Origin of the sequence: Pseudomonas sp. S10E 269 (assembly GCF_002798465.1) — a bacterium.
Lineage (GTDB): Bacteria > Pseudomonadota > Gammaproteobacteria > Pseudomonadales > Pseudomonadaceae > Aquipseudomonas > Aquipseudomonas pergaminensis.
Window position 1 is genome coordinate 5,383,472 of sequence record NZ_PHIJ01000001.1, and the last position, 26,759, is coordinate 5,410,230.

The window sequence follows — 26,759 nt, forward strand, 5'->3', positions numbered from 1 at the left end:
GGCCCACCTGCTGCACAAGGAGAGACTTGAATGCTTGACCCCATCTTGAGCCGTTGGCTCGACATCCAGGCGCAAGCCTTGGATGTGGGCAGTTGCGACCCACAGGAAGTGCTGCCACGGCTGGCAGAGGCCAACGTATTGCGCATCGGCGTGCCGACTCAACTGGGTGGCCTGGGCGGTGATGTGGCAGGCGCGGTGGAAGCCATTGCCAATGTCGCCAGCCATTCCCTGGCGGCGGCATTCGTGTGCTGGGGCCAGCGATCGTTCATCGAATACCTGCTGCAAAGCCCCAATGCGAAACTGCGCGAGCGGCTGCTGCCGGACTTGCTCAGTGGCCGGTTGGCGGGTGCGACGGGCCTGTCCAATGCCATGAAGTTCTTGTCGGGCATCGAGACCCTGCAGATCAGCGCCGAACCCACCGACGACGGCTGGACCCTCAACGGCCGCCTGCATTGGGTGACCAACCTGCGCAAGAGCGGCTTCGTCGCCGCCGCTGCCATTGAGCACGCTGCGGGCGGCGCGCCGTTTATCCTGGCCATCCCCGATTCAGTGGCCGGGCTGCAGCGCTCCAGTGACTTGGAACTGCTCGGCTTGCAGTCGAGCAATACTGCCGCCCTCGGCTTGGAAGGCGTGGCGTTGAGCCGCGATTGGCTGCTGCATGAGGATGCGCGCAAGTTCCTGCCGGCGGTGCGCCCGGCGTTCCTGGGCTTGCAGTGTGGCCTGGCCATTGGCTTGGCCCGCCGCTCGTTGGCGGAAGTGGCCTACCATCTGGGCGCGACCCGTACGGTGTTGCGCGAAGAACTGGAAACCTTGCGCGTGACCCTGGAGCACCTGGTCACCGACCTCAAGAACGGCCTGCTGGCCGGGCGGTTTGCGGCCGAGCCGGTGCCGTTGTTCAAGCTGCGTATCGCCCTGGCCGAGACAGCCGCCAGTGCTGTGCAACTGGAACTGCAAGCCAGCGGTGGCAAGGCCTACCTCACGGCCCATGGCAGTGGGTTTGCGCGACGTTGGCGCGAGTCGGCGTTTGTGCCGATCGTGACCCCAAGCCTGGTGCAATTGCGCACCGAGTTGCAGCGCCAGGCCAACCTATGACCAGTGCCGTACTGAGCGCCCAGGGGATTTGCCTGGGGTATGCCAGCGGGCCGGTGCTGCAGGGCTTTGACCTGCACTTGCAGCCCGGTGAAGTGGTGTCGATCCTGGGCCCCAGCGGTGTTGGCAAGTCCAGTCTGTTGCGGGTGCTTGCCGGTCTGCAGGCCCCGCAGGGCGGCAGTGTGCGGGCGTTGGGCGAACCGTTGGACGGCCCCCATCCGCGCGTGGCCGTGGCCTTCCAGGACCCCAGCCTGTTGCCCTGGCTGAGCCTGGAAAAGAACGTCGCCTTCGGCCTCGACTTCGCTCGACAGCCGCAATTGAGCCACGACGAACGTCGCCGCCGCGTTGATCACGCCATCACCGCCGTCGGCCTGGAACATGCGCGCCAGCAGTTCCCGGCGCAGCTCTCCGGGGGCATGGCCCAGCGTACGGCGCTGGCCCGTTGCCTGGCGCGCCAACCCCAAGTGCTGTTGCTGGATGAACCCTTCGGCGCCCTGGACGAAGTGACCCGCGCCGACATGCAGCACCTGCTGCTCAAGGTCAATCGCGAGCAAGGTTCGGCAGCGGTACTGATCACCCATGACATTGATGAAGCGCTGTTGTTGTCCGACCGCATCCTGCTACTGGGTAACCGCCCGGCGCGGACGTTGGGCGAGTGGCTGATCGACCTGCCGCAACCACGGGAGGAACAGGTCGAAGCCATCGGCGCGTTGCGCATCGACATTCTTAAAACCCTACGGCAGGCGAGCCGCCCTCAACCCAACCCCCTTGACCTGCTGGAGCCTGCCCATGTGCCTGGATGACCTGACCCACTCGCGCCGCGACTTTCTCAAACTCTCGGCGGTGCTGAGTGCCGCCGGCGCCTTGCCGCTGTTGAGCAGCCTGCAAGCCCGCGCCGCCAGCGAGCCGGATGCACCGGTACGCATCGGCTACCTGCCGATCACCGACGCCACGCCTCTGCTGGTTGCGCACAACAATGGCCTGTTCGAAGCCGAAGGCATCAAGGCCGAGCGCCCGGTGCTGCTGCGCAGTTGGGCGCAGGTGATCGAGGCGTTTATCTCGGGCCAGGTCAACGTGATTCACCTGTTGTCACCGATGACCGTGTGGGCGCGGTATGGCAGCAAGGTACCGGCCAAAGTGGTGGCCTGGAACCATGTGGGCGGCTCGGGCTTGACCGTGTCGCCGGGCATTACTGATGTGAAGCAACTGGGCGGCAAATCGGTGGCCATTCCGTTCTGGTATTCGATCCATAACGTGGTGGTGCAGCAACTGTTCCGCGACAACGGCCTGACCCCGGTCGCGCGCGCAGCGGGCAGCGCGATGGCGGCCAATGAGGTCAACCTGATCGTGTTGCCACCGTCGGACATGCCACCGGCCTTGGCCAGCAAGCGCATCGACGGCTACATCGTCGCCGAGCCGTTCAATGCCCTGGCAGAAAACCTCAAGGTTGGCCGGGTACAGCGCTTTACCGGCGACGTGTGGCGCAACCATGCGTGCTGCGTGGTGTTTATGCACGAGCACGATTTGGCCAACCGCCCGGAGTGGTCGCAGAAGGTGGTGAATGCCATCGTCAAGGCACAGGTCTGGACCCGCGACAACCGTGAAGAGGCGGTGAAGCTGTTGTCCAAGGATGGCCCGAACCGCTACACCCCGCATGCCGAGCCGGTGTTGAGCAAGGTGCTGGCGCCTGCCGCCGCTGACCGTGCTGCCTACCTGGCCGACGGTGCGATCCAGCATGGGAACTGGGATGAGCACCGTATCGACTTCCAGCCCTATCCCTTCCCGAGCTACACCGAGGAATTGGTGCGCCGCCTGAAGGACACCCTGATCGAGGGCGACAAGAAATTCCTCGCCGACCTTGACCCGGCGTTCGTCGCTAAGGACCTAGTGGATGACCGCTTTGTGCGCAACGCCATCGAGGCGGTGGGCGGCATGCGGACCTTTGGTTTGCCGGACGGCTATGCGCGACGCGAGGAGATCGGCGTTTGAAAAACCGTGAAATCCCGGGCTGGTTGCTTGGGTTGAGTGGCCTGGCGGGGTTGCTGCTGCTGTGGTGGCTGGGGGTGAAGGTGTTTGGCGCATCTGATGGGTTGTCCGTGCGTTTCTCCCTGGCCGCCACCTTCAGTAGCCTGTGGGAATTGCTCGGGCGCGGTGAGCTGTACCTGCACATTGCAGTAAGCCTCAAGCGCATTGTTGTCGGGCTGTTCCTGGCCTTGCTGGTCGGTGTCCCGCTGGGCTTGCTGGTCGGCAGTTCGCGCAAGCTGGAGGCGGCGACCACGCCGGCCTTCCAGTTCCTGCGCATGATCTCGCCGTTGTCGTGGATGCCCATCGTGGTGATGCTGATGGGGGTAGGGGACCAGCCGATCTATTTCCTGCTGGCCTTTGCCGCCGTGTGGCCGATCATGCTCAACACCGCCGCAGGCGTGCGCCAATTGGACCCACGCTGGTTGCAGTTGAGCAGCAGCTTGAGTGCGACCCGCTGGGAAACCTTGCGCCGGGTGATTATGCCTGGCGTTGTCGGGCATGTGCTGACGGGCGTGCGCCTGGCGATTGGTATCGTGTGGATCGTGTTGGTGCCGTGCGAGATGCTCGGGGTCAGCGCCGGGCTGGGTTATTACATCCTCGACACCCGTGATCGCCTGGCCTATTCGGAGCTGATGGCGATGGTGCTGCTGATCGGGCTGTTGGGCTTTGCCCTGGATGCGTTTGCGCGCTGCTTGCACCGGCGTTGGGTGCATGCCGGCTGACTCATCAAACGACGGCCAGAGATCCTCCTCGAGCCGTCGTGTGCGAAAGGACGGTGAGCAAGTCTACGGTTGTACGTAAATTTGCAGATCGCCCGGAACACCGCCGTCGAAACCTACTGGTTTTTTTGGGTTCTGGGGGCGACCCACTACTTTCGTCCCGTACGCTCCTTGGATACCTGCTTTGTTAGACACAGCGATGCCGATAGCGCCTGTCAATTCAGCGAGGCCTGGTACGTTCTCGGAAGTATTCATATGCGAATTCCCCACCAGCGCGACCCACTTCTCAGTCCCGGAATTCGCCAGGATGGTCTCTGAGGCAAAGTAGTTGAATTCTTCGAGGCGGGTTTTCGTGCCCATGGGCGTTGTCAGCTGCGGCCGCAGGTGGCGGGGAAGATCTTTGTGCCGTGTGAGGTAGAAGTGATCCAGGGGAATGACTTGTATGTCATTGGCCTGTAGTTCCTCGCACAGCTCTTTAAACGTCGGGTCAGTGCGCTTCGTTTTGCCATCTCCGAGAAAGCCAATACCGTCATCCAAAAAACTTTTCGGACACGGAAATTCGATAAACCCTTCGAAATACACTTTCTTGACGCCTTGCTTCTTTAATGTGTCTATGTTTTCAAACAGCACCTTAAAACTGGCCATCTCTTTATGTGACTCTCCCAAGACTACGCCATTTGAGGCCTTGAAAGACTTTACGAACGTTTCTTGCACCGTGATGGGTTCGGGCACTGATGGGATAACAGGACGCGGCGGCAATCCTGTTTCGTCAAGGGCTTCATAGCTTTCTCTCATTTCCTTGTTGAACTTTTCCTTGGTTGCCATCTTGGTGTGAGGTTTGAAATGGTCAGGTTCGAATGTGCCTTTCAGGCTTTCTACGTAGGCGCCCTTGGGTAAGGGTTCTGCGAGGCGAATTGGACGATCGTCGGTATTCATGGGGTTGTATCGATGGCGCTTGTTCGACTGTCTGGGGGAGTGCGTGTCTGGAGACTTGGGGCTCAAGGTGTCCAGTACGTCGGGTTGTGCCAGGGGGGAGCCATAAGGCCTCCTCTTGACCGGGTCGTACGCATAAGTTTTACCATTCACCAGAACGGTGCTGGTCTCCAGAGTACGGTCCCCGACCTTGAAAGAACTCCAAGTGACAGTGCCGTAGGTGGGGCTGGTCAACCCTGCTGCGATCTTGGCCTTCGTAATGCCTTTACTCACGAGGCGAGTGCCTCCCACTAATAGATCGCCTACCCCGCTGAGCGGGTTGAGCTCACTGATCACCGTGGTCCCGACAATTTTCGACAGCTGCAAAGCCTTGTTCGACAGGCTGACAGCCTTGGTGGCGATTTTGGCGGCTTTCGCAGCAGCCCCTAAGCCGGCCGTGACGAAGCTGAAGATGTCCATCACCAGGTCTATCGCGCCATCCAGGTAGTCACCGTTGCGTAAGTTGCGAATCGCCGATCTGAGGGGAATGAAGTCCAGGAAAAAATGGGTCACGCCCCATTCGGCGTCCATCTGCCTATCGAAGGTGGAGGCGCCCTTGGCCTGCTTGATCACGTACCGGTTATCAATATCAAGGTGTTCAACGAAGGCATCTGCGATGGCCTTGGTTCGAGCGCTTGTGAAGCTGGAGGGGGTAGGCAGTGGCACTTCGGCTTGTGTGTTCTGGCTGAAGTCGGCATGAGCAGGCGGTGTGAATTTTTGAATGGGATAGACCAGACTGCCATTACGTTGGCGCTCGCGGGTCACGTCGTTGTCATCGACCTGGGTGATGGATTGCCGCTTCAGGTCCAGCTCATACACGGTGTCGCCATTCGCGCCCGAGGCTTTAACGTACAGTTTTTCATTCTTTGTCTCGAGAGTCCGGCCGGTGAAACCCGTGCCAAGCCGGTAGGTGTCGAGTTGATAGAATTCAAGCTGCCCGTACTCGAGGTTCTGCCTGTCTGCCAGTGGAAGCTGGGCAATCATATGTTTGATCGCTACGCCAATGCCCTTTTTCTTGTTGTCGATGGCTTGAATCAGTTGGTTGTCAAATTCGGCCTTTACATCGAATTTGAGCGACTTGCCCTGCAACGCAGTGTTGATGCGTTTATCTTGGCTTATCCAGTCGTAGTTGTGTAACCCGCTCATGGCGATGTCCAGCAGCGAGAACAGGCCGGCAGGGGCTCGATTAGGGTCGTAGACCGGCTGCGCGAAGGGTTGCTTGGTGTCATGGACCTTCAGCAGTTTTTCTTCAAACGGCACGTCTTCGCCAAACCGCTCTTTAAGACGAGCGAGGGCGATATCCTTACGGCTGGGTATTTTGGCCTGGATCAGACTGGAGGCCTCTACCTGATCAAGGGTCTGTTGATTGAACGCGTTTCTGGCCACCTCGATATCGGCTGTGTTGTACCGCCCGGCCTGCGCCGGAGAAAGAATGCCGTTGGCCAAAGCCCATACCCGCAGGGCCGCAATCTGCGCGTTTTGAGTGGCGCTTAGATCGGCGAGGCCGGCACTATCAGCCTCGGCCATGACCTGGGCAAAGGTCATGTTTTGTACTTTTCCAGGTGTCTGGGCTTCTATCGATGCTGCAGCGACCGCCAGCCTGACCCAAGCTGCGCTGCCGTATACCACCGTGCCTGGAACATCCTTTATCAGGAGTTCGGGGGCCTTCATTGACAGCAGGAGGTGTGCAGCCGTTTTGGCCATCTCGGGCGACGTTTTGTCGATATCGCTCAGGTAAGTGCTCAAGTCGTCCACAATGGTCGACAAGGGTTTGCCCCAATGTGCGTCGCTGGACACATCGAAACCAGCCACTTTATTGGGGTGAGTTTCGGTGAAGTATTGCGGGTCCAACTGCAGAATCATGGCCGCCATGAGGTAATCGTTCGCACTGTCTTCAGTGCGAGCCCCGTTCATGCGTTGCTGCAGGGCTGCTCCCATCAATTGCCCTTGGGCCGAACCGACCAGGGCCTCCAACACTTTGATGGGATCATTCAGTACGCCTTCAAGAAGTGGCGCCTCATAGCGCAAAAACTCTAGCAACCCCCCTTTGGATTGCACGACCGAGCGCTTATCCCCGAGGTGGTGCTTGTGGTACATGGCATTCAGGCGCAGGCGCTGTTGTTCATCTGTGCTTAAGGGCAGGGGCCAGCTCAAGGCACCACCAAAATTGCCCAGAGGATGTTCCAGGGCTCTGTCGATCAAGGCATTGGCCAATTCGGTCAAGGAAGAACGGCTGTCAGGTAGGGGTAGGCCGTTGGTGGCAATGTAGTTTTCCAGTGTGGTGCTGCTACCCGCCTGATCCGAGGAGGTCGAGCCGGGGGCGACACTCATCGGCGTGGCCTTGAGCGCAGTCAGGATCGCATGTGGGGGCACGGTTTCATCCAGGCACCTGGCCAGCTCAATGAGTTCGCGTGCCAGGGTCCTGAAGTTTTGCTGGTCTGCCAGTTGTTGTTTAAAGCCCCCGGTACCTGGGCTTTCATTCGGATTCGGATGGAGTGGTGTGCCTGCTGAGTCGACGCCATTGGTGGCAGTGCCTTGCAGGGCGGAGAGGGAGCGCTCCGGTTGGAGAGAAGGGTGATAGCTGTAAGGGGTGGGAGGCAGTTGTCCAGAAGGGCGAGTATCAAGATTAGTCAACTTCGGGTACCTATTCAGACGTGCTGAGAGTAAGCGCCTGTTAACGGGGGGCTTTCCCTTGGCGCATTGCTAGGTGCGGAAAACGCCTGTTCACGTTCCGTCTGTAGGTACCGTGGTTTGCAAGATCTGATGTAGATGAGGGCCGATGAAGCGGTTGGATGCAGTGAGTCCCGTGCCCGCTACAGCGTCAGCGTTGTAGTGTGAGGGAATATTTTCAGCTTTACCGGAGGGGAAGGTTTATCGAGGTGCGTGTCAGACGCGCCAAAGTTTTTCATCGTCTGTAATATGGGCGCCTATTTATCCCGATCCATGCCACGTCTACAGGACCCCGTCATGACACAAAAGCAGCGCTTGAAATATTCGATTCTGATTGCCCTGGCCGTACTGGCGACGATGTTTGGCCTGTCTTACTTGCAGAACACCGGGGTTATCAGTGAGAAGACATTCCAGACCATCGCCATCGCTGTCGCAGTGGTTGTGGTGGTGATCAACGGCATCATGCGCCGCAAGGTCAAGCTCTAAGCGACAGGTCGCCCCTCAGGCGCGACCGTCGAGCACCTTGGCAGCCTCTTCATGGAGGCTGTAGCTTTTATCCGTATTGAGGGTGATCACGCCCTCGCTGCACAGGCGCTTGAGCACTTCGCGCACGCTCAGAAACGACAACGGGATGCCCAGCTCCAGCAAATGGCTGTGCACACCGCGCACGCCGAGGGTGCGCTGGTTGTCGGCAGCGGTGAGCAGGGCGTCGATGACCTTCAGCCGGATCAGGCTGGTGCGCAAGCCAAAACACTTGAGCAGGTGGCGAATACGCTGGTTGCCTTGTTGTTCGGGCGCTTTGCCGAACGCTTGTGTGCCGTTGCCAAAATTGGCCTCGGCAGCCGATGAATGTCCATCCGTGGGCACTTGCGGGTTGTACATGCAAAACTCCTTTTCAGAGCCTGATCAGGAAAAAATGAGCGCTCTTACTTATTAAGACGAACGAGCGTGCAAAATCATGAAGTGCCGGATGTAGAAATTTTGTCGGTATCGGTTTTGTCACATTCGCGCTGCCCTAAATAATCCTGCCCTCGCGCTAAATTATTCCCGGTGATTTGCGTTCTTACGGTGGGGTTGTTACCCCTTGTGAGACGGTTAAATCTGACGGTGGAGTCTGCGTGATTATTTCCAATGGGTTGTCCAGGGTGTGTGTGGCCGGGGTGTTGCTGGGGGTGAGCCTGGCCGCCTCGGCGCGGGAACACGTGACGCAAGCGTCGGCCGACATTCGTCGTACCAGTTACGGCGTACCGCATATCCGCGCCAATGATGAGCGTGGCCTGGGCTTTGGCATTGGCTACGCCTACGCCCAGGACAACCTGTGCCTGCTGGCTAACGAAGTGGTTACGGTGAATGGCCAGCGCGCGAAGTATTTCGGCCCTGAGCAGGCGACCCTGGAAGAGCGCAACAACCTGGCCAGCGATGTGTTTTTTGGCTGGCTCAATACCCCGGATGCGGTCACCGCATTCTGGAAAGCGCAGAGCCCGCAGATCCAGCAGCGCATTGAAGGCTATGTGGCCGGCTACAACCGTTACCTGAAAGAGCAGGGCGCTCCCGCACAGTGCCAGGCGGCCTGGGTGCGACCACTGGTGGAGGCGGATTTGGTCAAATTGACCCGTCGGCTTTTGGTAGAAGGCGGGGTAGGGCAATTCGCCGAAGCCCTGGTCGGCGCGACGCCGCCTCAAGCGACCGCCCGTGTGGAAACCAACGCCAAGGCTTTTGAGCTTGCTGCCGCCAACCAGCAGCGCTTCGCCTTTGATCGCGGCAGTAATGCGGTGGCGGTGGGGCGTGATCGCTCGTTCAATGGGCGCGGCATGCTGCTGGCCAATCCGCATTTCCCTTGGGTGGGGGGCATGCGTTTTTATCAGATGCACCTGACCATCCCCGGTCAGTTGGATGTAATGGGCGCTGCGTTGCCGGGCCTGCCGGTGATCAATATCGGCTTTAACACGCATGTGGCGTGGACTCATACGGTGGATACGTCCAAACACTTCACGCTTTATCGGCTGACCCTGGACCCCAAGGATCCCGCGCGCTACCTGCTCGACGGCAAATCGGTGCCGTTGGATAAAACCACGGTGACCGTGCAGGTCAAACAAGCGGATGGCAGCCTCAAGGACCAGTCGCGCACGGTGTACAGCTCGCAATTCGGTCCGGTGGTGCAATGGCCGGGCAAACTCGACTGGGACAGCCAGTACGCCTTCAGCCTGCGTGACGCCAACCTGGGCAACGACCGCGTGCTGCAACAGTGGTACGCGATGAACCGCGCCTCCAGCCTCGAACAGCTGAAAACCTCGGTGCACACCCTGCAAGGCATTCCGTGGGTCAACACCCTGGCCGCCGATGACCAGGGCCAGAGCCTGTATATGAACCAGTCGGTGGTGCCCAACGTCAGCGCGGCCAAACTGGCGCAGTGCAGCGACCCACGCGCCGGCCTGCAGCTGATCATGCTCGACGGCGCCCGCAGTGCCTGTGCCTGGGACATCGACCCGCGCGCCGCCCAGCCCGGCATCGTTGCGGCTGACCAGTTGCCGCAACTGCAACGCACCGACTACGTCCAGCACTCCAACGATTCGGCGTGGCTGGCCAACCCCGAGGCGCCGCTCACCGGGTTCTCCCCGGTGATCAGCCAAGACCACATCGGCCTCGGCCCGCGCGCGCGTTTTGCCCTGCAGCGCCTGCAATCGCTGACAAAACCGATCAGCGTCACCGACCTGCAAAACATGGTGATGGACAACGAGGTGTACCTGGCCGGCCAAGTCCTGCCCGACCTGCTGCAGTTCTGCGCCAAACACCTCGGTGCCGACGCCGCCACCCTGCAACCGCTGTGCAGCAGCCTGAAAAACTGGGACCAGCACGCCAACCTCGACAGCGGCATTGGCTTGGTGCACTTCATCAACCTGGTGGAGCACCTGCAGCAGATCCCCGACGCCTGGCGTGTTGCCTTCGACCCGGCCCAGCCCCTCACCACCCCACGCGGCCTGGCCATCGACCGTACCGATGTCGCCAAGGCCCTGCGCGAAGCCATGTTGGCCTCCACCGCCGACGTCGCCAAACGCGGCTTGACCGCCAGCAGCACCTGGGGTGAGGTCCAAGTCGCCGGGCAAACCCCGATCCACGGAGGCCCGCAGGAACTCGGCATCTACAACGCCATGCAAACCGTGCCCCGCGCCGACGGCAAACGCGAAGTGGTCAGCGGCACCAGCTACCTGCAAATCGTCACCTTCGACGACCAAGGCCCGCATGCCCAGGGCGTCCTCGCATTTTCCGAGTCCGCTAACCCGGCTTCCGCGCATTCCAAGGACCAGACCCAAGCGTTCTCCCAGAAAAAACTCAGCCCATTGCCCTTCACCGAAGCCCAAATCAAGGCCGACCCGCAGTACCAACAACTGCGCATCAAGGAGTAGGGCAGGCGCGCAACCCCTTGATGCCAATACGAAATATTTTTGAAATCAAGGGGTTGCACGCATACGTAAATACGTACATAATGGCGCCCATCGAACGCAACGAAGCATTAAAAACTTCAATGTATTCAATGAGTTAGAGTAGAGGCAGGGTTATACAGCCCACTCAAGTTTTTATGCGGTGAGTGTCAGCAGTCGGGACATTGATCGTTTGAGGCCGAGTAGCAAAATGGTTATGCAGCGGATTGCAAATCCGCCTACGCCGGTTCGATTCCGACCTCGGCCTCCACTCTTGAAGACCCCGTAGATTAACGTCTACGGGGTTTTTTATTGTCTGGGCGAAAGTGCGGGCGTGCCGATCAAGGTTTTTGCATGGTCCGTCCCGCAGGCGTAGAAAAGCCCGCAATTGCGGGCCTCTCGCACACGACTTTCCGGCTTATTTAAACAGCCCACCGATTGCATTGATCGCATCCGCTGCCTTGTTCACGTTTTGTTGGTGCTGCGGGTTGGTATCCACTTGGGCCTGGGTGTTGTAACTGGCGTTACTGCAGCTCTTGTTTGTCTGGGTCAGCGCAGCTTGATAGGCGGTTGCGCGCAAGGTATCGCCCTTGGCATTGGCTGCATTGATGTTCGCCTGCAGGTCGCGGACCTGTTGCTGGCAGGAGGAGGCGTTATTGGAGTAATTGGTGTTATTGGTGGTGTTGTTTGCACCACCCAGAGCAGAGGACAGAGCCCCCGTCAGGGCACTCAAGTCAGCGGCTTGTGCGGATAGGGCGATCAGACTGAACAGGGCGGCGGATGGAGCGAGCTTGGAAAGACGCATGGCAAACCTCAATGTTTTATTGTCTGCACGCGCGTGGCTCCCGAGCTGGTGCAGAGCAATATCCGTATAAAGGTGTGTGCTCGGTTGCGGCAAAATACTATTTGGTCAAATTTTGAGCTTCAATGTTCAATGTGAATAAATGTGAATTCTTTCACGTTGTTCGTCGGCGGCGCGCCATTGGGATATGCCCCCTGTGATTACAGGATTTCAGACCTGGCGATGCGCTGGTCTTTCACCTCACCTGCATAAGCGTGAAGCCTTTCCTGTTGCGCTGCCAGCAACGCGCAGATTTTCATCAGCGCCAGCGCCTCATCCGGCGTGCGACCGCTGGCGGCCAAAGCGGTCAACTCAACCACCGACCACCCAATCACAGCGGCGGCGTCCTCAAGGTCGTAGAACAATTCCTGCTGTGCCGTTCTGGGGCCGTCGAGCCCCTGGATCAATTCTTTCATTTATTGCCCCTCCCGCTTCAGGTCAAACCCCATGATATCCATCCCGATCTCCGCCAGATCGGTCTTGAATGGAATTTCTCCCATCAAACGCCTGATGTTTCACAACGTCCAGCCCAGCCCCAATGCCTTGTGCAGTGAAGCAAAATCCTTGAGTAACTCCGCGTCCCCGGAAATCCGGCTCTCCTGGGCCTGGTAGCGGGTACGCTCCGCATCCAGCCAATCCAGGGTACTGGCGGTGCCGGCACGGTAGCGCTGGCGAGTCAGGTCCGCCGCGCGTACCGCCGAGGACTCCACACTGCGCAACAGCACTACGTTCTGGCGTTGATGGCCGTACCGCGCCAGGGCCACATCGGCGTCGCGCAGCGCACTCAGTACCACACTTTTGTACTGCGCGAGCGCTTCGTCGTGGCCGGCTTCGGCGCCTTTGACACTGGCGGCCACGCGCCCGAAGTCCAGCGCGTTCCAGGTCAGGCGCGGCAGGATCAGCCAGGTGCCGTTGTCCTTGCGGGCGAGGTGGCCGGGGTCGCCGGCGGAGAATGACAGGTCGCCCATCAGGCTGAGCTTGGGAAACCAGTCGGCGGTTTTCTCGCCGATCTGCGCGTTGCGGGAGGCCAGTTTGCGTTCGGCGACGCGGATGTCGGGGCGGGCCTTGAGCAGGGCGGCGGGGTCGGCCACGGGCACCACGCCGGGGATGGCGGGCAGGGCCTTGGCGATGGCGAGGCGGCTGTCCAGTTCACCGGGTTCCTGGCCGCAGAGCAGACCGAGCTGATCCAGGGATTCAACGATGGCGGCTTGCAAGGGCAGGCGTTGGGCCTGGGTGTTTTCGGCCTGGGTGAGGACTTGTTCGAGTTGCAGCTGTGAGGCCACGCCGCGACTGCGGCGTTGCTGGGTCAGGTCGAGGGCCTGGTTTTCGATGTCGACACTGGCGTCGACCAAGGCCAGTCGCGCTTGCTGGTCGCGCAGGTCGGTGTAGGCCTGCACCACTTCGGCCGCCAGTTGCACCTGGGCGTCGGCCAGTTGTGCCTGGGCCGCATCGGCTTCGGCCTGCGCCGCTTCGACTGCGCGGCGCGTGCCGCCGAACAGGTCGGCTTCCCAGCTGGCGTCGAAGCCGGCGAGGTAGAGCGTCAGTGGGCCTCGTCCGCCACCACCGCCGCCGAGTGCGGAGTTGTCGGGTGAGCGCAGTTTTAGCATCGCCGCGTCGCCGGTGACTTTGGGCATGGCGTCGGCACGCGCACCGCTGAGGCTCGCGCGGGATTGCTTCAAGCGTGCCTGGGCGGTGGCGATATCCGGGCTGTTTTTGAGTGCCATGTCGACCAGCTCATTGAGTTGCGGGTCATTCAGTGTTCGCCACCACTGCGCCACAGCCGGCGTGCTGGGGGCTTGGCTGTCGGCATGGGGCAAGCGCCCGGCGGCCAGGGTTTTGGGCGCGGTATCGGGCGCGCCTTGGTAATCCGGGCCTACGGTGCAGGCGGACAGCAGGCCGACGGTCAGGAGCGGGAGCAGAGAGCGAGCAGGAATCATGGCTGTACCGTGCGCTTTTTCAGGATGAAGATCAGGGGCAGGCACGCCAGCATTGCGAGTCCCAATACGTAGAACGAATCGTTATAGGCCATCACCGAGGCTTGGCGGGCGATGTCGTTGGCCAGTTGGGCCATGGCTTGCAACGAGGCGGTGGAGGCGTCGCCGGTTTGTGCCAGGTAGCTGGCGGTGTTGCTGGCCATGTGGTCCTGGGTCAATTGGCTGTTGGCCAGGATGCCTTCGCGCAGCCGGTCGTCATGGAAGTGGCTGCGCCGGTCCATCAACACGCCGAGCAACGCCAGGCCGATGGTGCCGCCGAGGTTGCGCGACATGTTGTAGAGCCCGGCCGCATCGCCGGCGTCCTTGGTGTCGACCGAGCGCATGGACAACTGGCTGAGGGGCATCATCACCAGGATCTGCCCGAAGCCGCGCAGCAGTTGTGACCAGATAAAGTCATGGCCGACGCTGTCGGCGGTCAACAGGGTGTCTACAAAGCAACTGGCCCAGTACAGCAGCAGGCCTGCGCCGACCATCCAGCGCAGGTCGTAGCGGCCGAGCATCCTGGGCAGGATCGGCATCAGCAGGAATGCAGGAATGCCCGACAACAACATGATCGAGCCGGACTGTTGCGCGTTGTAGCCGGACAAAATACCGAGGAACTGCGGCACCAGGTATGCCGTGCCATACAGGCCAGCCCCCACCGCCGTGCCAATCAGCAACACGCTGCCGAAGCTTTTGTTGAGCACCAGTTGCAGGCGCAGGATCGGCGTCCCCGAACGGAACTGCCCTAGGGCAATCAGGAAAAAGCCGGTGACCGTGGCGATGCTCAGCCACACGATCAGCAGCGAATCGAACCAGTGCTCGCGCTGGCCTTCTTCGAGTACCACGGTCAGCGAACTCAAGCCCATGGCCAGCCCCAGAATGCCCAGCCAATCTGCGCTGATAAAGCGTTGCAGGTTCATGCGCTCGCTGGGCAGGCCGGTGATCAGCAGGGTAATCAGCGCGATGCTGATGGGCAGGTTGAGAAAGAAGCACCAGCGCCAGTTGATGTTTTCCGTCAGCCAGCCGCCGATCACTGGACCGAGCAACGGGCCGAGGATCACGGTCATGCCGAACATGGTGGTGCCAATGGCGAGTTGATGCGGTGGCAGGCGCGTGCGCACGATGGTCTGGGCGGTGGGGATCATCGCGCCACCGGCGAAGCCTTGGCCGATGCGCCCGGCGATCATCGCGCCGAGGCTGGTGGACAGGCCGCAGAACATCGAGAACAGGGTGAACATCAACGCGGTGCCGATCAGGAACCGGCGCAGGCCGAACACCCGGGTCAGCCAGGCGGCGAGGGGGATCATGACGATTTCCGACATCAGGTAGCCGGTAGCGATCCAGGTGCCCTCGGTACCGGTGGCGCCGATCTGGCCCTGGATCTGTGGCAGGGCCGAGTTGGTGATCGACACATCCAGGGTGGCCAGCAGTGCGCCCAATGCACCGGCGGCGACGGCAATCCAGTCGGTCAGCGAGGCGTTGCGCGGTTTCTCGGCGGCCACCCCGGCCATGATCGCCTCAGCCATGGTTGGCGTCCGCAGCGTGGGTGCGGGTGTCGACTTCGACGGTGGCCGACAGGCCAGGCATCAACGCGGCCCGCAGGTCGTCCGGCACGTCCAGGGCGATGCGCACCGGTACGCGCTGCACGATCTTGGTGAAGTTGCCGGTGGCGTTCGACGGCGGCAGCAAGGCGAACTGCGCGCCGGTGCCGGGGGCCAGGCTGTCGATGTGACCCTGCAGGTCGCGGCCGGGCAGGGCGTCCACGTGCACGGTGACGGTCTGGCCGGGGCGCATGCCACCGATCTGGGTTTCCTTGTAGTTGGCGGTCAGGTAGATCGCGCTGATCGGCACCACCGTCAGCAACCGGGTGCCGGGTTGCACGTACTGGCCCACGCGCACGCCCCGGTCGGCCACGCGACCGTCCAGCGGGCTGCGGATGACGGCGTCGTCCACGTCCAATTGGCTTTGCGCCTCGCTGGCCTTGGCCACGCCCAATTGCGCCTGGGCCTGCTTGAGCTGGGCCTGGAGCGTGCCGTAGCGGGTCTGGCTGGAGCGCAGCGCCGCCTGTTTGGCCGCCACCGTGCTGCGCGCTTGTGCCAGTTGGTTGTTCAGTTGCGCCAGGCGTTCTTCTGGTTCGGCGCCGGAGCGGGCCAGTGGCGCGTAGCGCGCGACTTCGGTCTGCGCATGCCGCGCATCGGCTTCGGCGCCCTGCAACTGGGCACGGGCTTCGGCGATGGTCGAGTCCTGCTGCACCAGGTCGGCTTGGGCCTTGGCGTAGTCGGCGTTGCGCGCGGCAATGGTTGCGGACGCTTCGTCACTCACCGCCTGGTATTTGCGCGCATCCAGGCGCACCAGCACGTCGCCGCGCTTGACGTTCTGGTTGTCGCTCACCAGCACTTCGGCCACGTAGCCATTGATCTTGGGCGCCACGCTGATGCTGTCGGCTTGCAGGTAGGCATCGTCGGTGGTCTCGATGAAGCGCCCGGTGATCCACCACCAAGCGGCCCATAACACACCGACCAATAGAGCAATGCCGGCCAGGCTGAGCAGGATGCGTCGGGCTTTACCGCGCTGACCGTTGACGGTTTCTTCAGGCATGACCTGAGGGGAGGGAGGTGCAGCCGACATCGAGGTCACTCCAGATTTATAGCAGGTGGAATAAATTCCTTTTTTCGCGAATTTTTGTCAACTGGTATATTTTGGTCCGGTATTCGAATGGAGCTGCACATGGCACGACACAAACCTGCCGCCGAGGGTGGCTATCAGCGCGGCGAAGAAACCCGCGCCCGCATTATCGAGGCGGCCGTCGAGGTATTCGGCGCGCGTGGCTACGATGGCGCGTCCACGCGTGATATCGCCACGGCTGCGGGCGTCAACGCACCTGCGATCCAGTACTACTTCGATGGCAAGGAAGGCGTGTACCTGGCGTGCGTCGAGCACTTGATCACGCTGCTGTGGCGCAAGATGTCGCCGCCGGTGGAGGCGGCGGAAAGCGTGCTGGCCGATGCCGATTCCGGCGACAACGCGCTGATTGACGCCTCGCTGGGCATCCTGGGCACCGTGGTTTCAACCATCCAGGACAGCCCGCAAACCACGGCATGGCGTGCGTTCATGGATCGCCACCAGGCCGGCTTGTGCCCGCAAAGCGCAACGATGGCGTTCGAGGAGCGTTTCAAGGCGCGTATTGCGCGGGTCATCCGCCAACTGATCGCACGCGTGGCCGGCCTGGCGCTGGAGGATGAGCGCACGGTGATCCATTCCATGGCGCTGTTTACCCAGGGCCTGGCGTTCCGCATCCAGAAGCCCAAGCTGCTGGAGGCGTTGAAGTGGAGCGAAGTGAACCAGAAGGAAATGGAACAAGTGCGGGAGGTGGTGCTGATGCAAGCGCGGTTCACCCTGGAAGGGCTGGCCCGGCACCGGGACCAGCACGCCTCCCGTTAATCGGCGGTTACCGCCTACTTGCCGCCTGTCACATCCAGAAAGGTCCCGGTGATGAACGACGCTTCCTTACCGGCCAGCCACAGGATAGCGCGGGCCACCTCTTCGGGTTCGCCGCCACGGCCCATGGGAATGCTGTCCTTGACCCGATCCACACGCCCTGGTTCGCCGCCGCTGGCGTGCATGTCGGTGTAGATGTGCCCAGGCCGTACGCAGTTGACGCGTATGCCTTCGCGCGCGACTTCCTTGGACAGTCCAGTGGTGAACGTCTCCAGGGCACCCTTGGAGGCGGCGTAATCGACATACTCGTTCGGGCTGCCCAGCCGGGCGGAGGCCGAGGACACGTTGATCACGCTGCCACCCTTGCCATTGTGGCGCAGCGACATGCGTTTCACCGCGTGCTGCGCACACAGCATCGGGCCGATGGCATTGATCGCGAAGATGCGCTGCATGCGGGCAAAGTCGAGGTCTTCAAAGCGTGACTGCAGGGCAATGATCGCGGCATTGTTGACCAGCACATCGATACGGCCAAACGTCTGGTCAATGGCTGCGAACAGCTGCGCGACCTGTCCGGGGTCCGCACTGTCGGCGCGGATGGCCAGGGCGCGGCGCCCCAACGCTTGCACATCCGCCACCACGCCGAGCGCGGCCGCCTCGTTGCTGACGTAGCTGATCGCGACATCGTAGCCTTGCGCCGCTGCAAGACGCGCGGTTGCCGCGCCGACACCGCGGCTGCCGCCGGTAATCAGAATCAGCGGTGTCAAAGACACAGTACTCATTGCTTGAACCTCCTTTGAGGGATGAACGATCAGCCTATCAGCATCGTGCCGGTCGCAATGACCACGCACGCCAGGACTTTGCGGACAGTCAGCGACTCGCCCAAAAACAAATAACCGATCAATGCCGCGAACAGCACGCTGGTTTCGCGCAGGGCCGAAACGGCGCCCATCGGCGCGTGGGACATGGCGTAAATGACGATGCCGTAGGCCAGGAGGGACACAAGCCCCCCGATCAAGGCTGTGATGACACCGGGGCGCGGGGCGAAGAGGCTGCGTGTATCGCGCAGGCCGATGTACACCAGGGGCATCAATACGCCCCAGAGCGCACACATCCATACGGTGTAGGCCATCGGTGCGCCGGACAGTCTCGCGCCAATACCGTCCGTGACGCTGTAGGCCGCGATGAAAAACCCCGTGCCCAGGGCGTAGGGCAGGCTGGGCACCGCCAGTCTGCGCTGTCTGAAGGCCAGAGAAATAATGCCGCCGGAGACCAGCACGATGCCGATGAGAGCGTTCGTGCTGACCGTTTCACCGGCAAACACCAAGGCGCAAAGCGTGATCAGAATGGGTGAGGAGCCGCGGGCGATCGGGTACGTCTGCCCCAGGTCGCCCACCTTGTAGCTTCGCACCAGGAACAGGTTATAGCCCACGTGCAACACGCCCGACAGGACAGCGTAGGGCCAGCTGGCTGGCGCGGGAGGGGCGAGAAACACGGCGATGACACTGCTGGCGATGGCGACCGCCACGCACATCATGGTCATTGACCACAGCCTGTCGGCGCCGACACGCAACAATGCGTTCCAGCTGGCATGCAAGAGGGCGGCGAAGAGGATGAGTAGAACGATGGGTAAAGGCATGCGCCATGTTAAACACCGCAAGGGCGTGTTTAACAGCGAAGTCCTTTCATCCTGTCATGAGTGATTGTTCATGTATCACTGATAATTTTGCTGTGCCTGCATCGACTCGGCCAACAGCCAGTTACGAAAGCTGATGATGTGTGGCTGGGTTTCGATCCCTTTGGGGCAGACAAAGTAGTAGCCGACCGGCGACGCGAACGGTAACTCAAACAGCCTGACCAAGTGGCCGTCGTTGATTTCAGCTTCAACATGGCCGCTTCGCGCCAGCGCAACACCTTGGCCCAGCAGCGCCGCCTCGATGGTCATGTTGGTATCCGCGAACCTGACGCTTTCCTTGAGTGGCGCAATGCTGACGCCGATATGTTCGAACCAGGCTTCCCACTTGGGCACCAGGTCTGCGCCGTCGCGCGTCAGCAACGGGTAACGCAGCAGCTCAGCGGGCTCGTGGGGCGCGCCGAAACGGTTGAGCAGATCCGGGCTGGCCACCGGGAAGATCTGCTCGCGGAGCATGAATTCCGAGTGCAGGCCGGGATAATTGCCGTTGCCCAGCCGGATGGCCACATCCGGGTCTGAGCTGGAGAACTTGATGGCCTTGTCGCTGGTCTCCAGCGTAATCAGGATTTCCGGATGTTGCTGCGACAGGCTGGGCAACCTGGGCAGCAGCCATTTCAAGGCAAACGAATACGTGGTGCTGACCTTCAGGCGAACCCGGCCTTTTTGTTCCCTGAGGTCAGCCAGCGTGACCTCAAGGTTCATGAAAAACTCGCGCACAATGGGCGCCAGTGCGGCCCCGGCCGGGGTCAGCCGCAACGCCTTGCCGCGCTGGAACAGCTGCAGGCCCCACAGGTCCTCGAGGTGCTTGAGTTGGTGGCTGACGGCGCTCTGGGTCACATGCAGCTCTTCTGAGGCCGATGTGAACGTCGCGTGCCGGGTCGCTACTTCGAAAGCTCGCAGCGTGGCGGTGGGCGGTAGATCTCTCATGACTGGGGTCCGGGTCGGGGGCTGGCAATTAATCAGCATGAATACAGGTTCATGGTAATGGATTGGCAGGCTTTCACAGAAGCCGCAGACCATGGCCTTGTGAATTGTTGTGAAGCACAGATTAATGGCCCATTGCCCATGCTAACGTCGGCGCCAGGCTATCGTCAGCACGACGATTTCATTCGTACCTTCAGGGGAGCAGCGCCGATGTCTACTACCGTAACGCCCGCCGGCAGCGGGGCAAACACGCCTAAAGCGTCACCTTCGGCGTTCGATGACAAGTTGAACATTGCCAAGTCCAGCAAAGTGATTGCCGACTATATGCGCCAGACCGGCAAGTCGGCCATCACCAAGCAGGAGCTGACCCAGTTGGCCAACAATGCCTCGGGCAAAGTGCCTGCCGAGGTGTCCGATGCTGCCAAGTACATGGAGCGTCACCCCGATGTGTTCACCGCCATCGAAACCCACGACGTGGCCGGTGCCGATAACCTGTCGGGCGTGTGGAACTTCGACTGGGCGGCCAACGGTGGGCTGAAAGGCACCGCCACCGATGCCATTGCCAAGATGCAGGATACATTCGATTTTGCGATCGCTAAGTCGGCGCAAATCACCGAAATCAGCACTGCCAAAAAAGCCGAGCTGGACTCGACCAAACAGCGGCCGCAGAACTGACGGCAGCTTGTACCGCCGGGCTTACAAACCCTACCAACAGGTTACACGATAGCCGTGACGCATTTGAGTTGGCACTGTCATACCCAGCGAGAAGTCAATCTCGTCAAGTAAGAGAGTGTGGTCATGAAGTTGAGTTATGTAACCAAGGCGGCAGTGGTTGTCGCGCTGTTGTCGACCTTGTCGGGCTGCTGGATGTTCATGCCTCCCGGTGGTGGCGGCGGCGGTGGTCATGGTGGCGGGCACGGTCAGGGCGGCGGCCCTGGCGGTGGCGGCCCGCGCTGACGGGTAGAAACTGGAGGCAAGCCTTGATGAAGGGCTTGCCTCTTTTTTTGCCTGCGATAAACCCCAGGCAAAGAAAAGCCCGCGTGGGGAGCGCGGGCTAAAAGGATGTTCATTAGGAGCTGGATTCACCATAGGCCTTCATCTGTGAAAGGTTTGTGAAAGCCTTGGTAAAAAAGTGTATGCCTCAATCTGCCCATGGCTGTACGGGGCAGGGCGGTCGTTAACCCTCTACTGTCGCAGGCATACCACCCCGTTCGGATGCCGCTTCATGATCATGTCTACCAGCCTGTTGTCAGCCTTTGTACTGTTCGCTTTTGTATCTTCGATCACACCGGGGCCCAATAACACCATGTTGCTCGCCTCGGGCGTGAACTTCGGCTTCCGCCGCTCGATGCCCCATGCCCTGGGGATCAGCATCGGCTTCATGCTGCTGGTGATCTCGGTCGGCCTGGGATTGGGCGAGGTGTTCAAGGTCTTCCCATGGGCCTACACCTTGTTGCGTTACGTGGGGGCGGCGTACTTGCTGTACCTGGCGTGGAAGATCGCGACGGCGGGCGGTATGTCCGACAGCAATGACGCGCATGGCAAGCCCATGACCTTCCTCGGCGCGGCGGCGTTCCAGTGGGTGAACCCCAAGGCCTGGATCATGGCGCTGGGGGCCATCACCACCTATACGCCGGCTGAAGGCTACGTCACCAATGTGCTGGTGATTGCACTGGTGTTTGCCGTGGTCAACCTGCCCAGCGTATGCGTGTGGGTCGGCTGTGGCAGCGGCTTGCGCAACGTGTTGCGTGAACCCCGCTGGTTGCGGCTGTTCAATTGGTCGATGGCGGCGTTGCTGGTGCTGTCACTGTACCCGATGCTGTTTGTCAGCTAAGGGCCGCTTCAAACCGGTGAGATGGTTGCCAGCAGGCCGATGCCGATGGTGAGTACCAAAAAGCCGAACAGGAAAAGTGCCATCTTGGTCATAAGGCCTCCGAAGGGAAGGGGGTGGGGATGGCGCTATTGTCCGTCCAGGCGGCTTTTCGATACAGATGCAGATGGCAAAGAAAAAACCGTATCAGATACGCTTGCGACTGTTCTGCCGGGGGCTTTGAAGGGTTACGGTTTTTTCAGGCTCAGAGCCTGAGACAGGCAACGCGTTTGCCCCTAAGATGGCGCCCAGTGCATCAAAAACAACAGTGGGCCAACCCTCGATGGAAAGACGTCAATTCAGCGGTGGCATGAAGGGCAAGAACCTGCGCTACCTCAACGAAACCCTACAGCCGGCGTCGGTCACCCGCGTTGGCTTCCTGTTGCTCGAACACTTCTCCCTGCCCGCGTTCACACAGACCCTCGACACCCTCGTCACCGCCAACCTGCTGCGTCCAGACCTGTTCGCCACGCGCACTTTCGGCTGGGACGATGGCGAAGTCATCAGCGACCTGGGCCTAGTGATCCGCCCCGACGCGCGCCTCGACGTAGCAGCGCTGCAAGACTTGGAACTGCTGGTGATCTGCGGCGGTTTCCGTACCGAACTCAAGGCCAGTGAAGACTTCATCCACCTGCTGCGCAGCGCCGCCGAACATGGCATTTGCCTCGCGGGGTTGTGGAACGGTTCGTGGTTCCTCGGCCGCGCCGGGCTGTTGCAGGGTTACCGCTGCGCCATCCACCCCGAACATCGCCCGGCGCTGGCAGAAGTGTCCAAGGCCACCCACGTCACCAGCGAGCCCTATGTGATCGACCGCGATCGCCTGACGGCGTCGAGCCCGTCGGGCGCGTTCCATATGGCGCTGGACTGGATCAAGGGCCTGCATGACAAGGCCCTGGTCGAAGGCATCGAAGACATCCTGGCCTTCGAAGAATCGCGCTACCGGCGCATCAAGCCCACCGAAAACGTCAGCGTCAGCGCGCCCCTGCGTGAAGTGGTGAAGCTGATGGACGCCAACCTCGAAGAACCCCTGGAGCTGGACCAGTTGGCCGTCTACGCCGGCCGCTCGCGGCGCCAGTTGGAGCGCTTGTTCAAGGAACAACTGGGCACCACCCCGCAGCGCTACTACATGGAGCTGCGTGTAACCGAGGCGCGGCGGCTGTTGCAACACACCGAGTTGTCCCAGGTGGAGGTGCTGGTGGCCTGTGGGTTTGTGTCGCCGAGTCATTTCAGCAAGTGTTACAGCTCGTATTTCGGATATCGCCCCTCCAAGGAGAAGCGCTTGGTCAAGTAGAGTGGTGCCTGACTCAATATCTTTTCAAGGAAGACCCATGTCTCTCACACTTTTGGATCGTTATCGCGGCAGCTTGCTCGGCCTGGCGTGTGGCGATGCGGTTGGCACCACTGTCGAGTTCATGCCTCGCGGCACATTCCCACCGGTCACGGATATGGTGGGGGGAGGGCCGTTCAGCCTGAAGCCCGGCCAATGGACGGACGACACCTCAATGGCGCTGTGCCTGGCTGAAAGCCTACTGCGCAAAGGGGGGTTCGATGCGGCTGACCAGATGGGGCGCTACCTGAATTGGTGGAAGTGGGGCTACCTGAGCTCCACGGGTGATTGCTTCGACATCGGCATGACCGTGCGCACGGCGCTGGGGGCGTTTGAGAAAAACGGCGACCCGTTCGCAGGGTCAACCGACCCTTTTTCTGCGGGCAACGGTTCGATGATGCGCCTTGCACCGCTGGTGCTGTTTTACTTCCCGGACCTGCATAGCGTCGACGACTTTTGCCGTCAGGGCTCCCGTACGACCCATGGCGCCCAGGAGGCAATCGAATGCTGCGTGGTGCTGGCGCGGGCAATGTGTAACGCCTTGAACGGGGCGGCCAAGGCGCACCTGCTCAGCGTCCCCTGCGCCGACCTGACTGCGCCAAACGTCGTGGCAATTGCCCAAGGGGTATATGCCAACAAGCCCCGCGAGCAGATCACCGGTTCCGGTTACGCCGTCGCCTCATTGGAGGCGGCGCTGTGGTGTGTGCAGCACACGGACAGCTTCGCCGATGCCGTGTTGGCGGCCGTGAACCTGGGTGACGACGCTGACACCACTGCCGCCATCGTTGGTCAGTTGGCGGGTGCGTTCTATGGCGTGCAAGGCATTCCGACGGGCTGGTTGGAGAAGCTATGCATGCGTGATGAAATTGAGGAAATCGCCGAGGCCATCTTCAACGCAGCGGCGGAAAAAACCATTGTTGAGTAAGCACTCCGCCCCCTTTGTGGTGAGGCGGTCTGCGTGGTTCAGAACCGATCCAGGCGATAAGGTGCCAACGGCTGTGTCGGCTTCGTACTCGCCAGCTCACCGACCCACTCCGCCGTCACCGCCGCCTGCGTCAACCCCAAATGCTGGTGCCCGAACGCAAGCAACACTTTCCCTTCGCACACCCGATCGATAATCGGAAGCGAGTCCGGCAGGGACGGCCGAAACCCCATCCACGTGGTTGCATCCCGTGCACTCAAGTCCTCGCGGAACAACCCTTTGCTCAACCGGTGCAACTGCCAGGCACGTGCCATGTTCGGCGGGGCCTTGAGGCCGGCGAACTCCACGGTGCCGGCCAGGCGCAGGCCGTCGCTCATGGGGGTCATGATGAATTTGCGTTCTAGGGAGGTGACGGCAAACGGCAGGCGATGCTGCTCGTGGGGGAGCATCAGGTGATAGCCGCGTTCCGTGTCCAGTGGCACTTGTTTGCCGGTGAGTGCGGCGGTGAGCGCGGCCGAGTGGGCGCCACAGGCGATCAGCACCTGGCTCGCCAACAAAGGGCCCTGGTCGGTCGTCAGGGAAACGCCGTCTCCTTCAACGCGCCCATCCAGTACGCGACGCTTGAGGAATTGCACGCCGCTGGCCTTGGCGGCCTGGACCAGTTCGCACACCACCTGATAAGGATCGAGAAAGTGCCCGGTGCCGGGAAAAAACAGCCCGCCCTGGATGTTGTCGCTCAATTGCGGTGCGGCTTGGCGTATGGCCTCGCCGGACCAGAAGTCCACGGGCACCTGCTGTTGTTGCATGCGCTGTTGCAGGGCCTCCAGGGCGGGGCGTGAGTCGGCCTGTTCATACACCAGCAACGAGCCATCCTTGCGCAGCAACGTCGGGCGCCCAATGCTGTGCAGCAAGCGCTGCCATGCGCCCAGGCTGCCTTCATTGAGCGTGCGGATCCCGGCGACCGTGCGCCGGTAGCTCGCCGGACGCAGGTTGAGCAGCAGGCGCAGGAACCAGGGCAGTGCGCGCGGCAGGTATTTCCAATCCAGGCGCAGCGGGCCCATGGGGTCCAGCAGCATGCCGGGCAAGCGCTTGAGGATCGACAGGTCGGCAATCGGGAACACCTGCTCGGTCGCCAGGTGCCCGGCGTTGCCATAGGAGGCACCCATGCCGGGATCCTGGGGGTCGACCACCAGCACGTGCCGACCTTGACGCGCCAGTTGCAGCGCGCAGGCGACGCCGATAATGCCGGCGCCAACCACTACGGTATCGGGTACGGACATCGCCTATGCCTCTCTCTGGCCGTCGAGCAGGCGCCGCAACAGCAGCCGGTTGCCGTGCTGGAGCGCTTCGGGCAGCAACGCGTCAGGGAAGTCCTGATAACACACCGGCCGCAAGAAGCGCTGGATCGCCGCCGTGCCCACCGACGTGCTGCGCGAATCGGATGTGGCGGGAAAGGGCCCGCCATGAACCATGGCATCACACACTTCCACACCCGTCGGCCAGCCGTTGACCAGCAGGCGACCGGCCTTGCGCTCAAGCACCGGCAGTAGGGCCTTGGCGGCTGGCAGGTCACTTTCATCCAGGTGCAACGTGGCGGTCAGTTGGCCTTCCAGGTGTTCGGACACTTGGCGCACGTCTTCATTGTTGGCGCAGACGACTATCAGCGACGCCGCGCCGAAGACTTCGGCCTGCAGGTGTTGATTGGTCAGGAACGCTTGCGCCTGGGTCACAAACACATGGGCCTGGCCCTGGTTCGGGCCCGTCGCCGGCAAACCCTGTGCGACGACCTTGGCGTGTTCGGTCAATGCGCCCACGCCGGAAGCGTAGGCACCGGCGATACCGGGGGTGAGCATGGTCTGCGCCGCGCAACTCGGCAGCAACTCACTGGCGGTGCGGATGAAGCGATCCAGGGCCGGCCCTTGCACCCCGATCACCAACCCTGGGTTCGTGCAGAACTGCCCGGCACCCTGGGTCAATGACGCCACGAAACCCTGGGCCAATGCTTCACCCCGGGCGGCCAGTGCGGCCGCAAACAGGTACACGGGGTTGATCGAACTCATTTCCGCATATACCGGGATCGGCTCGGGCCTGGCCTGCGCGGCCTGGGTCAATGCAAGGCCACCGCTGCGCGAGCCGGTAAAGCCAACTGCCTTGATGCGTGGGTCGGTGACCAGCGCAATGCCGACTTCAGGGCCCGAACCGTACAGCAGCGAAAACACGCCGTCTGGCAGGCCACACGCTTTGACTGCCTGCGCTACCGCCCGGCCCACCAGTTCACTGGTGCCAGGATGGGCACCATGGGCCTTGACCACCACCGGGCAACCGGCGGCCAGCGCGGAGGCAGTGTCGCCGCCGGCCACGGAGAAGGCCAGTGGGAAGTTGCTCGCACCAAACACCGCCACCGGGCCCAACGCGATGTGGCGCTGGCGCAGGTCGGGGCGTGGCAGGGGCTGGCGTTGCGGCTGTGCGGTGTCTACCCGCACATCCAGCCACTCCCCGGCGCGTACGGTGCGGGCGAAGGTCCGCAGTTGCCCGCAGGTGCGCCCGCGCTCGCCCTGGATACGTGGGCGGGGCAGGCCGGTTTCGGCGACGGCGCGGTCGATCAATTCATCGCCCAGCGCTTCGATGTGCGTGGCGATGGTTTCAAGGAACGTGGCGCGCGCCTCCGGCGATGTTTCGCGATACCCATCGAACGCCGCCCACGCCAGTGCGCACGCCTGTTCGACATGCTCGCCGTTGCCGCCCAGGTAAGCAGGCTCCAGCGGCGTTTGGGTGGCCGGATTGATGGCCCGGATTGCCTCGCGATTACCGGTAATGGCGTGCTGACCGATCAGCATCTTGCCCGTCAGAGTCATGGGGTCGTCCTGGAAAAAGAAG

General features: G+C 61.5%; 24 protein-coding genes and 1 tRNA gene. 13 read left to right on the forward strand and 12 right to left on the reverse strand.

Going from position 1 to position 26,759, the window contains the following annotated elements:
• Nucleotides 1–30: 30 nt before the first annotated feature.
• The 4 genes from CWC48_RS24990 to CWC48_RS25005 are packed head-to-tail and all read left to right on the forward strand — an operon-like array spanning nucleotide 31 to nucleotide 3,836.
• The gene (locus CWC48_RS24990; protein ID WP_100490577.1) at nucleotides 31–1,092 is read left to right on the forward strand and encodes an acyl-CoA dehydrogenase family protein; all 1,062 of its coding nucleotides are present in this window, start codon (nucleotides 31–33) and stop codon (nucleotides 1,090–1,092) included.
• Nucleotides 1,089–1,892, forward strand: coding sequence for an ABC transporter ATP-binding protein (locus tag CWC48_RS24995; RefSeq protein WP_100490578.1), 804 nt, complete (start codon nucleotides 1,089–1,091; stop codon nucleotides 1,890–1,892). The genes CWC48_RS24990 and CWC48_RS24995 overlap by 4 nt, the downstream gene beginning before the upstream one ends.
• Nucleotides 1,879–3,078 (forward strand): ABC transporter substrate-binding protein, encoded by a 1,200-nt coding sequence (locus tag CWC48_RS25000; RefSeq protein ID WP_100490579.1) that lies wholly within the window; start codon nucleotides 1,879–1,881, stop codon nucleotides 3,076–3,078. Before CWC48_RS24995 ends, CWC48_RS25000 begins: the two co-directional genes overlap by 14 nt.
• A gap of 11 nt (nucleotides 3,079–3,089) precedes the next feature.
• Nucleotides 3,090–3,836: an ABC transporter permease gene (locus CWC48_RS25005; RefSeq protein WP_177409505.1), complete on the forward strand. Its 747-nt coding sequence runs from the start codon at nucleotides 3,090–3,092 to the stop codon at nucleotides 3,834–3,836.
• Between the two features lie 63 nt (nucleotides 3,837–3,899).
• Here CWC48_RS25005 and CWC48_RS25010 read toward each other — a convergent pair whose 3' ends face one another.
• Nucleotides 3,900–7,439 (reverse strand): membrane-targeted effector domain-containing toxin, encoded by a 3,540-nt coding sequence (locus CWC48_RS25010; protein ID WP_157806767.1) that lies wholly within the window; start codon nucleotides 7,437–7,439, stop codon nucleotides 3,900–3,902.
• A 333-nt stretch (nucleotides 7,440–7,772) separates the two neighbouring features.
• Here CWC48_RS25010 and CWC48_RS25015 point away from each other — a divergent pair, with 333 nt between their 5' ends.
• Nucleotides 7,773–7,961, forward strand: a complete 189-nt coding sequence (locus CWC48_RS25015) for a hypothetical protein (protein WP_010210250.1) — start codon at nucleotides 7,773–7,775, stop codon at nucleotides 7,959–7,961.
• Nucleotides 7,962–7,976: 15 nt separating this feature from the next.
• On the opposite strand, the gene CWC48_RS25020 is transcribed toward CWC48_RS25015, so the two are convergent.
• Entirely contained in the window at nucleotides 7,977–8,357 is a 381-nt protein-coding gene (locus CWC48_RS25020; RefSeq protein ID WP_078048604.1) for a fe2+ zn2+ uptake regulation protein, read from the reverse strand.
• Between the two features lie 236 nt (nucleotides 8,358–8,593).
• On the opposite strand from CWC48_RS25020, the gene CWC48_RS25025 reads away from it, so the two are divergent.
• Nucleotides 8,594–10,879: an acylase gene (locus tag CWC48_RS25025; protein WP_100490582.1), complete on the forward strand. Its 2,286-nt coding sequence runs from the start codon at nucleotides 8,594–8,596 to the stop codon at nucleotides 10,877–10,879.
• A 212-nt stretch (nucleotides 10,880–11,091) separates the two neighbouring features.
• Nucleotides 11,092–11,165, forward strand: a tRNA-Cys gene (locus tag CWC48_RS25030).
• 147 nt (nucleotides 11,166–11,312) lie between these two features.
• On the opposite strand, the gene CWC48_RS25035 is transcribed toward CWC48_RS25030, so the two are convergent.
• From CWC48_RS25035 to CWC48_RS25055, 5 genes are all read right to left on the reverse strand, one after another.
• On the reverse strand, nucleotides 11,313–11,699 hold the full coding sequence (locus CWC48_RS25035; RefSeq protein WP_078048590.1) for a DUF1090 family protein: 387 nt from the start codon (nucleotides 11,697–11,699) through the stop codon (nucleotides 11,313–11,315).
• 197 nt (nucleotides 11,700–11,896) lie between these two features.
• A complete protein-coding gene (locus CWC48_RS25040) occupies nucleotides 11,897–12,151 on the reverse strand; it encodes a hypothetical protein (RefSeq protein WP_078048589.1) in 255 nt (84 codons plus the stop codon).
• A gap of 99 nt (nucleotides 12,152–12,250) precedes the next feature.
• Nucleotides 12,251–13,672, reverse strand: coding sequence for an efflux transporter outer membrane subunit (locus CWC48_RS25045; RefSeq protein ID WP_371857050.1), 1,422 nt, complete (start codon nucleotides 13,670–13,672; stop codon nucleotides 12,251–12,253).
• On the reverse strand, nucleotides 13,669–15,237 hold the full coding sequence (locus CWC48_RS25050; protein WP_100490583.1) for a DHA2 family efflux MFS transporter permease subunit: 1,569 nt from the start codon (nucleotides 15,235–15,237) through the stop codon (nucleotides 13,669–13,671). Before CWC48_RS25050 ends, CWC48_RS25045 begins: the two co-directional genes overlap by 4 nt.
• Nucleotides 15,230–16,339 (reverse strand): HlyD family secretion protein, encoded by a 1,110-nt coding sequence (locus tag CWC48_RS25055; RefSeq protein ID WP_100490584.1) that lies wholly within the window; start codon nucleotides 16,337–16,339, stop codon nucleotides 15,230–15,232. The genes CWC48_RS25050 and CWC48_RS25055 overlap by 8 nt, the downstream gene beginning before the upstream one ends.
• 99 nt (nucleotides 16,340–16,438) lie before the next feature.
• On the opposite strand from CWC48_RS25055, the gene CWC48_RS25060 reads away from it, so the two are divergent.
• Complete coding sequence (locus CWC48_RS25060) at nucleotides 16,439–17,152, forward strand: CerR family C-terminal domain-containing protein (RefSeq protein WP_071488191.1); 714 nt, start codon at nucleotides 16,439–16,441, stop codon at nucleotides 17,150–17,152.
• Between the two features lie 14 nt (nucleotides 17,153–17,166).
• On the opposite strand, the gene CWC48_RS25065 is transcribed toward CWC48_RS25060, so the two are convergent.
• From CWC48_RS25065 to gcvA, 3 genes are all read right to left on the reverse strand, one after another.
• The gene (locus tag CWC48_RS25065) at nucleotides 17,167–17,928 is read right to left on the reverse strand and encodes an SDR family oxidoreductase (protein ID WP_078048585.1); all 762 of its coding nucleotides are present in this window, start codon (nucleotides 17,926–17,928) and stop codon (nucleotides 17,167–17,169) included.
• 29 nt (nucleotides 17,929–17,957) lie between these two features.
• Nucleotides 17,958–18,785: a DMT family transporter gene (locus CWC48_RS25070; protein ID WP_100490585.1), complete on the reverse strand. Its 828-nt coding sequence runs from the start codon at nucleotides 18,783–18,785 to the stop codon at nucleotides 17,958–17,960.
• A 75-nt stretch (nucleotides 18,786–18,860) separates the two neighbouring features.
• Nucleotides 18,861–19,766: a transcriptional regulator GcvA gene (gene gcvA, locus CWC48_RS25075; protein ID WP_078048583.1), complete on the reverse strand. Its 906-nt coding sequence runs from the start codon at nucleotides 19,764–19,766 to the stop codon at nucleotides 18,861–18,863.
• A 207-nt stretch (nucleotides 19,767–19,973) separates the two neighbouring features.
• On the opposite strand from gcvA, the gene CWC48_RS25080 reads away from it, so the two are divergent.
• From CWC48_RS25080 to CWC48_RS25095, 5 genes are all read left to right on the forward strand, one after another.
• Nucleotides 19,974–20,438, forward strand: coding sequence for a hypothetical protein (locus CWC48_RS25080; protein WP_028616267.1), 465 nt, complete (start codon nucleotides 19,974–19,976; stop codon nucleotides 20,436–20,438).
• A 123-nt stretch (nucleotides 20,439–20,561) separates the two neighbouring features.
• Nucleotides 20,562–20,720, forward strand: a complete 159-nt coding sequence (locus CWC48_RS30420; RefSeq protein WP_177409453.1) for a hypothetical protein — start codon at nucleotides 20,562–20,564, stop codon at nucleotides 20,718–20,720.
• Between the two features lie 268 nt (nucleotides 20,721–20,988).
• Entirely contained in the window at nucleotides 20,989–21,597 is a 609-nt protein-coding gene (locus CWC48_RS25085) for a LysE family translocator (RefSeq protein ID WP_078048582.1), read from the forward strand.
• A gap of 346 nt (nucleotides 21,598–21,943) precedes the next feature.
• Nucleotides 21,944–22,924 (forward strand): GlxA family transcriptional regulator, encoded by a 981-nt coding sequence (locus CWC48_RS25090; protein WP_177409506.1) that lies wholly within the window; start codon nucleotides 21,944–21,946, stop codon nucleotides 22,922–22,924.
• A 37-nt stretch (nucleotides 22,925–22,961) separates the two neighbouring features.
• On the forward strand, nucleotides 22,962–23,885 hold the full coding sequence (locus CWC48_RS25095) for an ADP-ribosylglycohydrolase family protein (RefSeq protein WP_100490586.1): 924 nt from the start codon (nucleotides 22,962–22,964) through the stop codon (nucleotides 23,883–23,885).
• 38 nt (nucleotides 23,886–23,923) lie between these two features.
• Here the strand turns inward: CWC48_RS25095 and CWC48_RS25100 are convergent, their stop codons facing one another.
• Together CWC48_RS25100 and CWC48_RS25105 are read right to left on the reverse strand one after the other, a co-directional pair.
• On the reverse strand, nucleotides 23,924–25,162 hold the full coding sequence (locus CWC48_RS25100; RefSeq protein WP_100490587.1) for an FAD-binding oxidoreductase: 1,239 nt from the start codon (nucleotides 25,160–25,162) through the stop codon (nucleotides 23,924–23,926).
• A gap of 3 nt (nucleotides 25,163–25,165) precedes the next feature.
• The gene (locus CWC48_RS25105; RefSeq protein WP_100490588.1) at nucleotides 25,166–26,737 is read right to left on the reverse strand and encodes an aldehyde dehydrogenase (NADP(+)); all 1,572 of its coding nucleotides are present in this window, start codon (nucleotides 26,735–26,737) and stop codon (nucleotides 25,166–25,168) included.
• Between the last annotated feature and the right edge of the window lie 22 nt (nucleotides 26,738–26,759).